Genomic DNA, 11126 nt, shown 5'->3' on the forward strand with positions numbered 1-11126 from the left:
CCGTTCGCGGGCCGGCCTCCTTGTCGTCGTTGTGGCGGGCGTTACTTGACCGCCGTCTTGCCGATGGTGGGCAGGATGAAGTCCTGGATCAGGCCCTTGGCGTCGCGGACGATCGGCCGGAAGACCCGGTAGCGGGACAGGTTGATCACCCGGGCCGCGAGCGGCGTCGAGCGGCGGACGAACTCCCTGGTCCGCTCGGTGTCCGGGGTGCGGTCGAAGACCCAGTAGAGCACCACGATCATCAGGTGCAGCCAGAGCACGTCCGGCAGCAGCTCGACGAGTTCGGCGTCCAGCTTGGGCGCCAGCTCCGAGCCCTGGAGCACGTCGCGGAACAGCTCGACCGCGGTCGCCCGGGCCGGGTGGGACTCGTTGGAGAACGGGCTCAGCGAGCTGGTCGGGTCGGCGGCGGTGCGGAAGAACTGCGCGGCGAACTCGTGGTACGGCGCGGCCGTGTCGAGCCAGGAGGTCAGCGCGATCTGCAACCGCTCGGAGAAGTCCCGGGTGTGGGCCATGCGGCGCTTGGCGTCGGCCGCGTGGTCGTAGGTCATCCGGTCGTAGAACCCCTGGATCAGGAATTCCTTCGCCGCGAAGTAGTAGTACGCGTTGCCCACCGAGACGCCGGCCTCGGTGGCGATCGCGCGCATGGTGGTCTTCTCGTAGCCCCGTTCCTGGAACAGCCGCATGGCCGTCTCCAGGATCAGCGCCCGGGTCGCCTCACTCTTGTCGGTCTTCGGCTGTGCCCGGCCGCCGGGCAGGGGCGCGCCCTCCGGTCCGGGCGCGGCCGGAGCCCCGACCGCGCCGTTCTCGCCGTCCGTTCGGTTCGTCGATGCCAGGTCGTCCACGAGCACGAGCCTAGCCGGAGACGACGTTCCACCCGGTGTCGGTGTTCGTGGCACCGGATGCCCCCTCCGCATCCGGTGCCACGGCGACCCCCCTTGTTTCGAACGCGTTCAAAGGCTGGGCAGAACTGTAGACGTATCGGTTGAACATGTTCAACTCCATTCTCTGTGGGAGGCTGGTCACATGATCAGTTCAGGGCAGACCGTCATCCGGCGCGGCGGAGTGCAGGACGCCGAGTCCGTCGCCGAGCTGCACGCCCACAGCTGGCGCACCACCTACCAGGGGATCGTCCCGGAGGAGGGGCTGGGCGACGGGATGGTCGCCCAGCGGCGCGAGCTGTGGAAACTGCGCCTGGAGGCCGACTACGGGGAGCCGGAGAACTCCCCCGAGCTCCTGGTGGCGGAACGGGCGGGCGTGACGGTCGGGTTCATCTACCTCGTCCCGCAGCCGGACGGCGGGGTGCTGATCGACAACCTGCACGTGCGCCCCGGCCTGAACGGTGGCGGCATCGGTCGCGAGCTGCTGACCGCGGCCCGCACCCATGTCGCCGAGCGGCACCCCGGGGCCGAACTCTCCCTGGAGGTGCTGCGGGACAACACCCGCGCGATCGCCTTCTACGAGCGCGAGGGCGCCGAGCGGGTCCGGGCGCAGGAGGGTGAGTTCCCCGGCGGATTCCTGCTGCCCGAGTACGTGTACGCCTGGCCGGCCGCGCGCGTGGCGGTCGGGTCCGACCGGCCGGAGCCGACGGATCGGTCGAAGTAGCCGAAGTGGCCGAAGTGGCCGAAGTGATCGGGTCGGTGGGGTGGTGGAAGGGGTCGGGGCGTCCGGTCAGTCGACGTCGTAGACGGTCACCGGGACGCCCCGGGCCGTCAGCCGGGCGGTGACCAGCGGCTCGACCCGCTCCCAGCGTCCGCCCGCCAGACCGCAGCCGATCCGCGGCATGTGGACGGAGGCGCCGAGCCGGAGCGCGTCCTCGCCGAGCGCGGCCAGCCCGGTGTCGATCGCCTCGTAGCGCACCGGAACCCCGCTGGAGCGCCCCGTCCGAATGCCGTGCTGGCCGACCAGGTTGGCCACCCAGACGTACGGACCGACCGGCACCAGCTGGACGGCGCCGAGGCCGAAGTCGTTCTTCGCCCGCTCCCGGTGCCAGCGTCGGTACGCGGCCTCGGGCTCGGGCCAGCGTCTGGAGAGTGCGAGCACGAAGCCCTTGCCCCAGCCGCCGAGGTCGTTGCAGACGTGCGCGATCACCTTCACGCCCTTGCCCAGGGGCGCGGTGGCATCGCCTCGGACGTAGGTGATTTCCGCCATGCCTCGAAGTTAGACGGTGCCACTGACAATCTGCTCGGCATTTTCCGGCCCCGCGTCTGACGCCCCGCCCGACGTCTCGCCAGGCGTGCCCGCAGGCACGTTTGCTGACGTGCCGGCCCCGGACGTCCGCCCCGTCAGGTGCCGCCGCCCCGCCAGCGCGATCAGCAGCGCGAGCCCGGCGGCCACGGCGGGCAGGGCGTAGCCGGTGCCCGGAGCGGCCTGCTCGGCGACCGTCCCGGCGAGCGCCGCCCCGGCCGAGATGCCGACCACGATGCCGGACACCGCCATCGCCATCCCCTCGTTGAACTGCCGCTGCGGCAGCAGTTCCTGGACCAGCGTCATCCCGGTCACCATGGTCGGCGCGGTGGCGGTGCCGGCCGCGAACAGCGCCACGCCGAGCAGTCCGAGCCCGGCCCCGCCCAGCCCGGCGGCGAGCGGCAGCAGCAGCACCGCGGCCATCGCCGTGGCGCCGAAAAGGAAGCGCGCACCCGGTGCCCGACGCGGGGTCAGCAGCCCGAACAGCAGCCCGGCCACGCAGGAACCGGCCGCGACCAGGGCCAGCAGCAGGCCGGCCGACGCCTTGTGGCCGAGCGCGTCGGCGTACGCCACGGTGGTGATCTCGGTCGCGCCGAAGACCATGCCGGTCGCCAGGAAGGTCAGCACCAGCACCCGCAGCCCGGGCGCCCGCAGCGGGGAGCCGTGCCGTCGGCCGGCCGGATCCGGCCCCTGCGCCGGCGCGGGGGACAGCGGGGGTTCGGTGCGCCGCTGGGCGGCGAACAGCAGGGCGCCGGCGGTGCCGAGGGTGCCGGCGGTGATCAGTCCGGCCTCCGGGGCGAGCGTGGTGCAGAGCAGCATCGCGAGCACCGGCCCGGCCATGAAGCAGAGTTCGTCCAGTGCCTGCTCGAAGGAGTTGGCCAGGTGCCGGGCGACCGGGTCGTCCCGGTACAGGTGCGCCCAGCGGGAACGGGCCATGCCGCCGAGGTTGGGCGCCGCCGAGCAGGCCGCGGAGCAGAGGAGGAGCGTCCAGTCGGGTGCGCCGAGCCGGACGCAGAGCAGCAGCCCGGTCAGCGGAACGGCGTTGTACAGCGCGGCCGGTACCGTCACCCGCGCCTGCCCGTACCGGTCCACCAGCCGTCCGATCAGCGGCATCCCGACCGCGCCGGCGACCAGTCCGGCCGCCGAGACCGCCCCGGCCAGTCCGTACGAGCCGCGCCGCTCGGAGAGCAGGACCACCAGTGCGACGCCGTTCATCGACAGTGCCAGCCGGCCGAGCAGTCCGGTCGAGGTGAAGGCGACCGCGCCGGGGGCCGCGAACAGCCGTCGGTAGGAGGCGAGGGAGGCGCGCGAGGGCATCGGGCTCCTGTGAGCAGGGGGAAGGGGGATGCCCACAGCCTGGCGCCGGCGACGGGCGGCCGTCCAACACCTGTTTCGCCGTACTCACAACGCACTGTTGTTAATCTGCCGCGCATGCCCCGTGACCTGCACCCCCGTCTGCTCCGCGGCTTCGTCGCGACCGCCGAGACCCTGCACTTCGGCCGGGCCGCCGAGCGGTTGCACATCGCCCAGCAGGCGCTCAGCCGGGACGTCCGGACCCTGGAGGGGCTGCTCGGCGACGCGCTGTTCACCCGCACCACCCGCAGCGTCGAACTCACCCCGGCCGGGCGGCTGCTGCTGCCCCGGGCCCGCCGGTTCCTCGCCCTGCACGACGAGATCCTCGCCGGAGCGCTGACCGGGGCCGCCGCCCGGCCGTTGCTGCTCGACCTCAACAGCGACGTCACCGGCCCGGACCTCACCGCCGACCGGGTGCTCGAACAGGCCCGCGCCGCCTGGCCGGAGGGTGAGCTGCTGGCCCGCTTCCACGGCGGACTGGCCGCGGCCGCCGCCGAACTGCTGGCCCACCGCCTGGACGCCTCCTTCGGCCGCTTCGCCGGGCTCCCCGCCCCGGTGCGCGGTCAACTCGTCCAGTTGCCGGTGCGGTTGGAGCGGATCTCGGTGATGATGGCGGACACGCATCCGCTGGCGGGCCGCCCGGTGCTGCGGATGGCCGACCTGGCCGGGCACCCCGTCGACGTCTGCGCGGGCAACCCGGCCACCACCGAGTGGGCCGATCTCGGCACCCGGCTGGTGTGCGAGCACGGCTTGGCGGCGGCCGCGCCGTACGTGCCGCCGGTGGGCGTGGACGAGACCGCCCGCTACCTCGCCCGGCACGGTGATCCGATGCTGACCACGGTCGGCGGCCCGCGGATCCCGGGGACGGTGAACGTGCCGCTGGTGGAGCCGGTGCCGCTGAGTCTGGTCAGCCTGGTGCACCGGCCCGGTGAGCGTCACCCGGGGTTGCGGGCACTGGCCACGGCGGCGGGCGCGCTCGGCGCGGCCGAAGGCTGGCTGCGCCGCCCGCCGGGCAGCTGGCTGCCCGCGGCGGACGCGGCGCTGCTGCCGCCGGGGTAGGCGAAACCGCTGCCGCAGGGTGGGCGAAACTGCCGCCGGGGTGGGCGAAGCAGCCGCAGGACGGACGGAACCGCCCCTGCCCCGGGGGGACGGGCAGGGGCGGTGCTCGTGGGGGCCGGATCGCCCGGCTCAGGCCGCCTTGACGGCGGAGATGTCGAAGCTGAGCTTGACCTTCTCGCCGATCAGCACGCCGCCGGTCTCCAGCGCCGCGTTGTAGGTCAGGCCGAACTCGGTGCGGTCGACGACGGCCTTGCCCTCGAAGCCGACCCGCTGGGCGCCGTACGCGTCGGTGGCGCTGCCGGTGTACTCCAGGTCCAGCACGACCGGGCGGGTGGTGCCCTTGATGGTGAGGTCGCCGGTCATCCGGTACGAGTCGCCGCCCAGCAGCTGGGCGGAGGTGCTGCGGAAGTGGATCTCCGGGTGGGTCTCGACGGCGAAGAAGTCGCCGGTGCGCAGGTGCTCGTCGCGCTGGGCCTGGTTGGTGTCGATGCTCCCGACCTTGATCACCAGCTCCGCCGAGGAGTCGCCCGGGTGGGTCCCGTCCAGGTGCAGCTTGCCGTCGTACTCGGTGAAGCGGCCCTTGACGTTGGTGACCATCGCGTGGCGGACCGAGAAGCCGATCTCGCTGTGGGTGTTGTCGATCGTCCAGTCGCCGGTCAGGTGGGCGAGGTCCGGGCCGGCCGGGGTCCGGACGGCGGTCGCGGTGGGGGCGGTGACGGTCTTGGTGCGGTTGAACAGGCCCATGGCTTCCTCCTTGGTCCGAAGCCATTTGTTTAGGCTTCAACTTGTTGGCTCCAGCGTAGGGCAACTTCGTTCAACTTTCAACCAGAACTTTCGGGCTTCCCTCGAACGGCCCAGCGGACCGGCCCTGTCGGCCCTCCCGGTTAGGCTGCGAAGGACGGTCCCACCCCGCCCGGAAGGCCCCCGATGTTCGTCCTGCACGCGCTCTGGCGGGCGGACGGGCAGCTGGCGCTCTGGGCCGAGGACGCCCGCGCCCACTCCGCCGTCACTGAACCGCGCCCCGGCCGGCCCACCCCGCGCGCCCACCCCTACGCCTGCCCGGCTGGCGAGTTGGCCGCCGTGCTCGGCGGCATCGGCCCGGGCCTCGGCTGGCTCGCCGGGCAGGCTCCCGAGCGCTGGGCCACCCTGCTGCTGCCCACCGTCGGCACCCTCCCCGCGCCCTCGCCCGACCTGTCGGTCACCCCGCCGCGCGGCGGTGCGGTCCTCACCCCCTGGCGGGTACCGGCGCTGCTCTTCGACGCAGGGGCCGCCGCCCAGCTGCTCGGCGAGGTCTTCGACCCGGTCTGGGCCGTCACCGGTTCCGACCTGCCCGGCGCCGGGCGGGTCGAGGTGGTCCACGGCCCCTCGTTGCGCTGGCTCACCGGGGTGCACGACCTCGCCTGGCGAACGGTCGGCCGGGGCCGGGTGCTGCCGCTGCCCTCGCTCCCCGCCCGCCCTCGGACAGGAGGGGCCCATGCCGCCGAGGGCCGCCCGCAGGCCCGGTGGCGGCCCGACCTCACCCCGGCCGGGCGCCGCGAGGCCGCCGCCCTGGCCGCCGGCTGCCCACCCGTCCTGCTGGGGGAGTGGCCGCACGGGCCCGGCAGCGGCGAAGCGCTGCTGGGCGCCGCCCTGGGCGCGCTGGTGGACGCCGAGGCCCGTGCCGCACTGGCGGACACCCCCTTCCCGCCGCCCGGAGAGGCCGGGACCGTCGCCGAGCGCTGGCTGCACGCCCTCGGCACCCCCGACGGCGGGATCGACGGCGCCCCGCCCGAGGAGGTCGCCGAACTGCGCCGCCGGCTCGGCGCCTGGTACGCCGCCGCCGAGCCCGTCGACCCGGCGCTGCGGCTCTGCTTCCGTCTGGTCGAGCCGCTCGGCCCCGACCCGGACGACCCGCAGGGGCGCCCCTCCGACGACGCCTGGCAGCTGGAGTTCCTGCTCCAGGCCGTGGACGAGCCCTCCCTGCTGGTCCGCGCCGCCGACCTGCACGAGGGCGGCGCCGCCCATGCCGCGCTCGCCCGCAAGGCCGACGACCCGGTCGACGTCCTGGTCGCCGAACTCGCCCGCGCCGCCCACCGGTGGCCCGCCCTGGACGGGCTGCGCCACCGCTCCCGCCCGTCCGTCCTGCCGCTGGACCGGGCCGGCGCACTGGACTTCCTGCGCACCGCCGCGCCCGCCCTCGCCGAGGGCGGCTTCGGGGTGCTGCTGCCCGCCTGGTGGCGCCGCCGTCCCCGGCTCGGGCTCGCCCTGCGCGCCACCACCCCGCCCGCGCCCGGCTCGCTCGCGGTCACCAGCCAGGTGGACCGGGATGCCGTGGTCGCCTTCCGCTGGCAGGCCGCGCTCGGCCCGGAGGGGGATCCGCTCACCGAGCAGGAGCTGGCCGAACTCGCCTCTGCCAAGCAGGAGTTGGTCCGGGTGCGCGGCACCTGGCTGGAGGCCGACCCGGCGCAGATCGCCGCCGCGCTCGCCTTCCTCGCCGACCGGCGCGACGGCGTGCTCGCCGCCACCGAGCTGCTGCGGCTCGCCCTCGACCCGGAGGCGACGGTCGCCGGGCTGCCGGTCACCTCGGTGCGCGCGGACGGTCCGCTCGGCGAGCTGCTCGCCGGGCAGTCCGGCGCCGCCCCGGCACCGGAACTGCCGCCGGACTTCCGGGCCGTGCTGCGCCCGTACCAGGAGCGCGGACTGGCCTGGCTGCGGACCATGTCCGGGCTCGGCCTCGGCGCCGTGCTGGCCGATGACATGGGCCTCGGCAAGACCGTCCAGACCCTCGCCCTGCTCGCCTCCGAGAAGGCCGCCGAGGAGAGCTCCGCGAAGGGCGCTGAGAAGATCTCCGAGGAGGGGCCCGAGAAGGGTTCCGAACGCTCCGAGGGCGCCACCGGCCCCACCCTGCTGGTCTGCCCGATGTCCCTGGTCGGCAACTGGCAGCGCGAGGCCGAGCGCTTCGCCCCCGGCCTGCGGCGGTACGTCCACCACGGAGCCGGCCGCCTCGGCGCGGAGCAACTCGCTGCAGCGGTAAGGGGCGTGGACCTGGTCATCACCACCTACGGGCTGGTCCAGCGGGACCTCGCCGCCCTGCGCGCGATCCGCTGGCGCCGGGTGGTCGCCGACGAGGCCCAGCACATCAAGAACACCGGCACCGCGCAGTCCCGGGCGATCCGCGCGCTGCCCGTCTCCCGGCACCGGATCGCGCTCACCGGCACCCCGGTGGAGAACCGGCTCGCCGAACTGCACGCCGTCCTGGACTTCGCCAACCCCGGCCTGCTCGGGCCGGCCGAGCGCTTCAAGGAACGCTACGCGATCCCGGTCGAGCTGCACCGAAGCCCCGAGCGCACCGCCGAACTCCGGCGCCGCACCGCGCCGTTCGTGCTCCGCCGGGTCAAGTCCGACCCGGCGGTGGCGGCCGAGCTGCCCGCCAAGCAGGAGATGACCGTCTGGTGCAACCTCACCGCCGAGCAGGCCGGCCTCTACCAGGCCGTGGTCGCCGACCTCCTGCGGCGGGTCGAGGGCATCCGGGGCGTGGAGCGGCGCGGCACGGTGCTGGCCGCGATCGGCAAGCTCAAGCAGGTCTGCAACCACCCGGCCCAACTGCTGCACGACGGCTCGGCGGTGGGCGGGCGTTCGGGGAAGGTCGCCCGGCTGGCCGAACTGCTGGAGGAGGCGCTGGCCGAGGGTGACCGGACGCTGGTCTTCACCCAGTACGCCGAGTTCGGCACGATGCTCCGACCGTACCTGGAGCGCCGGCTCGGCGAGGAGGTGCTCCACCTGCACGGCGGCCTGCCCCGGGCGCGCCGCGAGGAACTGGTCGAACGCTTCCAGTCCCCGGACGGGCCACGGGTGTTCCTGCTCTCGCTGCGGGCCGGCGGCACCGGCCTCAACCTGACCGCCGCCAACCAGGTGATCCACCTGGACCGCTGGTGGAACCCGGCGGTCGAGGAGCAGGCCACCGACCGCGCCTTCCGGATCGGCCAGCGCCGGGACGTCCAGGTCCGCCGGCTGGTCTGCGTCGGCACCGTCGAGGAGAGGATCGACGAACTCCTCGCCGCCAAACGCTCGTTGGCCCGGACGGTGGTGGGCGAGGGTGAGCGCTGGCTCACCGACCTGCCGGTCGAGGCGCTGCGCGAACTGGTCGCCCTCACCCGGGAGGACGCCGTGGCCGAGGAGGACGCATGACCGGTGAACCGAAACCGCTGACCGACGAACCGAAGCCGCCCGTGGTCAACGTCGCCGCCTACTGGCGCGGCGACTTCACCCTGCACCCCGCCCCGCCCGAGGAGGACGGCCCGGACGAGCCCTCGCTGCGCCGCCTCGGACGCTCCGGCATCACCGTGCACGGCCGCGACCTCGCCGCCGTGCTCGCCCCCGCCTACGAGGCCTTCCGGAGCTGAGCGCGGTGGCTACCGTGCGGTAGCGTCGCGCGGGTGACCGACACCCACGGGACCGGGCCGACCAGCGGGGCCGCGCAGGCCGACGACACCCGACCGACCGACCCCAGGCTGGCCGACTTCGAGCAGCACCGGCGGATGGTCTTCGGCATCGCCTACCGGATGCTCGGCAGCGTCGCCGACGCCGAGGACCTGGTCCAGGACACCTGGCTGCGCTGGAGCGGCGTCACCGGCCCGGTCGCCGGCCCCGGCGGCTTCCTGGCCCGTACGGTCACCAACCTCGCGCTCAACAAGCTGGACTCGGCCGCCGTCCGCCGCGAGTCCTACGTCGGCCCCTGGCTGCCCGAGCCGCTGGTCACCGAGCCGGACGCGACCGACGGCGTCGAGCGGGCCGAGACCGTCTCGGTCGCCCTGCTGGTGGTGCTGGAGAGCCTGTCGCCGTTGGAGCGGGCGGTGTTCGTGCTCAAGGAGGCCTTCGGCTTCTCCTACCGGGAGATCGCCGAGGCCCTGGACCGCACCGAGGCCGCCTGCCGCCAGGTCGGCAGCCGGGCCCGGGCGCACGTGCGCGCCCGCCGGCCGCGCTACGACGCTCCGCCCGAGCTGCGCCGCCGGGCCACCGACGAGTTCCTGGCGGCCTGCGTCGGCGGCGACCTCAACCGGATGCTGGAACTGCTCGCGCCCGACGTCACCGGATGGACGGACGGCGGCGGGGTGATCCGCGCCGCGCTGCGGCCGGTCACCGGCGCCGAGAACGTCGCCCGCTTCGTCCTCGGGGTGCTCCGCCGACTCGGCGAGGGGGCCGGTGCTCGTCCGGTCCTGGTCAACGGCGAGCCCGGCGTGCTGATCACCGTGGACGGAGCGGTCGACTCCGTCTCGGTGTTCGACTTCGCCGAGCAGCCCGACGGCACCGTGCGGATCTCCGAGATCCGCGCTGTCCGCAACCCGCACAAGCTGGCCCACCTCGCCGACCCGGCTTGACCCTCGACCAGGTCGAGCCCGCAGAGTCACCGGCATGGAGAGCGAGCTGCACAGCATCGGCGAACTGGCCCGCGCCAGCGGTCTGGGCGTCGGCACCCTGCGCTACTACGACGGCGCCGAGGTGCTCACCCCCGCCTGGGTCGACCCGCAGACCGGCTACCGCTGGTACCGGCCGGTCCAGCTCGCCGACGCCCGGCTGCTGGCCCGGCTGCGCCGGGTCGGCCTGCCGCTGGCAGGCATCCGGGCCGTGCTCGGTGCCGCACCCGGCAGCGGCGAGGCCCGGCAGGTGCTCGATGCGCACCTGCGCCGGCTGGAGGACGGCCTCGCCGACGCCCGCCGCGAGCTCTCCCTGATCCACACGATGATCGACCAGAGGGAGCAGCCGATGACCACCACCCCTGCCGGACTCCGGCTCACCGTCCCGGCCGAGGACCTCGCGGCCGCCCTGGACGCGGTCCGCTTCGCGGTCTGCGCGGACCCGGAGCTGCCCTCGCTCGCCGGCGTGCTCTTCGAGCCGGACGGACCGGTACTGCGCCTGGTCGCCACCGACCGCTACCGGATGGCCCTCGCCGAGGTGCCCGCCGCCGGCGACACGCCCGAGCGGCCGGTGGCCGGCACGGTCGTCCCGACCGCGCTGGTGGACGCGCTGCGCGCGCTGCTCGGCGCGGGGGCGGCAGAGGTGGCACTCACCCTCGGCGGCGGACTGGTCCGGGCCGAGGCCGGGGAGCACCGGATCGAGGGCGCCGCCCCGGACGTCGACTACCCCGACCACCGGGCCGTCACCCGGCTCGAACCGGAGCACCGGATCACCCTGCCCGCCGCCGAACTGCGCGCCGCAGTGGAGAGCGGCACCACCCGCACCCTGCCCTCCGGCCCGGACGGCGCCGACTGCGAGGTCACCGTCCTGACCGTGACCGGGGACGGCCTCCTGACGGTCGCCGACGACCCGGCCCCCGAGGGCTACCGGCTGGCCGTCAACCGGGACTTCCTGCTCGACGCCCTCGACGCCGGGCGGCCCGAACAGCTGCTCCTCGAACTCGGCGGCCCGATCGCCCCGCTGGCCGTCCGCACCCCCGGCCGGGCGGGCACCTTCTCCGTCCTGATGCCGATCCGGCTGCCCGAGTCCGCATGAGCGACCAGAGGCCCGCCGGGCCCGGCCGACCGGGCCCGGCG

10 protein-coding genes are annotated in these 11126 nt (G+C 74.6%); 6 read left to right on the forward strand and 4 right to left on the reverse strand.

Annotated elements, in window-relative coordinates:
- Window positions 1–41: 41 nt before the first annotated feature.
- Window positions 42–842, reverse strand: a complete 801-nt coding sequence (locus ACFU7Y_RS29865) for a TetR/AcrR family transcriptional regulator (RefSeq protein ID WP_224283421.1) — start codon at window positions 840–842, stop codon at window positions 42–44.
- 181 nt (window positions 843–1023) lie between these two features.
- On the opposite strand from ACFU7Y_RS29865, the gene ACFU7Y_RS29870 reads away from it, so the two are divergent.
- Entirely contained in the window at window positions 1024–1602 is a 579-nt protein-coding gene (locus tag ACFU7Y_RS29870) for a GNAT family N-acetyltransferase (RefSeq protein ID WP_224283422.1), read from the forward strand.
- A gap of 66 nt (window positions 1603–1668) precedes the next feature.
- Here the strand turns inward: ACFU7Y_RS29870 and ACFU7Y_RS29875 are convergent, their stop codons facing one another.
- Window positions 1669–2148: a macro domain-containing protein gene (locus tag ACFU7Y_RS29875; protein WP_380770272.1), complete on the reverse strand. Its 480-nt coding sequence runs from the start codon at window positions 2146–2148 to the stop codon at window positions 1669–1671.
- 9 nt (window positions 2149–2157) lie between these two features.
- Entirely contained in the window at window positions 2158–3501 is a 1344-nt protein-coding gene (locus ACFU7Y_RS29880) for an MFS transporter (protein ID WP_380770273.1), read from the reverse strand.
- A 114-nt stretch (window positions 3502–3615) separates the two neighbouring features.
- Here ACFU7Y_RS29880 and ACFU7Y_RS29885 point away from each other — a divergent pair, with 114 nt between their 5' ends.
- Window positions 3616–4596 (forward strand): LysR family transcriptional regulator, encoded by a 981-nt coding sequence (locus ACFU7Y_RS29885; RefSeq protein WP_380770274.1) that lies wholly within the window; start codon window positions 3616–3618, stop codon window positions 4594–4596.
- 129 nt (window positions 4597–4725) lie between these two features.
- Here the strand turns inward: ACFU7Y_RS29885 and ACFU7Y_RS29890 are convergent, their stop codons facing one another.
- Window positions 4726–5340: a YceI family protein gene (locus ACFU7Y_RS29890; protein WP_224285566.1), complete on the reverse strand. Its 615-nt coding sequence runs from the start codon at window positions 5338–5340 to the stop codon at window positions 4726–4728.
- Between the two features lie 183 nt (window positions 5341–5523).
- Between ACFU7Y_RS29890 and ACFU7Y_RS29895 the strand changes: the two genes are divergently transcribed.
- The 4 genes from ACFU7Y_RS29895 (at window position 5524) to ACFU7Y_RS29910 (ending at window position 11085) form a co-directional block, all read left to right on the forward strand.
- Window positions 5524–8763: an SNF2-related protein gene (locus ACFU7Y_RS29895; protein ID WP_380770275.1), complete on the forward strand. Its 3240-nt coding sequence runs from the start codon at window positions 5524–5526 to the stop codon at window positions 8761–8763.
- Window positions 8760–8978, forward strand: a complete 219-nt coding sequence (locus ACFU7Y_RS29900; protein ID WP_224283308.1) for a hypothetical protein — start codon at window positions 8760–8762, stop codon at window positions 8976–8978. Before ACFU7Y_RS29895 ends, ACFU7Y_RS29900 begins: the two co-directional genes overlap by 4 nt.
- Window positions 8979–9086: 108 nt before the next feature.
- Window positions 9087–9953 (forward strand): RNA polymerase sigma-70 factor, encoded by an 867-nt coding sequence (locus tag ACFU7Y_RS29905; RefSeq protein WP_263455457.1) that lies wholly within the window; start codon window positions 9087–9089, stop codon window positions 9951–9953.
- Between the two features lie 34 nt (window positions 9954–9987).
- On the forward strand, window positions 9988–11085 hold the full coding sequence (locus ACFU7Y_RS29910) for a MerR family transcriptional regulator (protein WP_224283310.1): 1098 nt from the start codon (window positions 9988–9990) through the stop codon (window positions 11083–11085).
- Window positions 11086–11126: the final 41 nt, after the last annotated feature.

Source organism: Kitasatospora sp. NPDC057542, assembly GCF_042801945.1.
In the GTDB taxonomy this organism is placed as follows: domain Bacteria; phylum Actinomycetota; class Actinomycetes; order Streptomycetales; family Streptomycetaceae; genus Kitasatospora.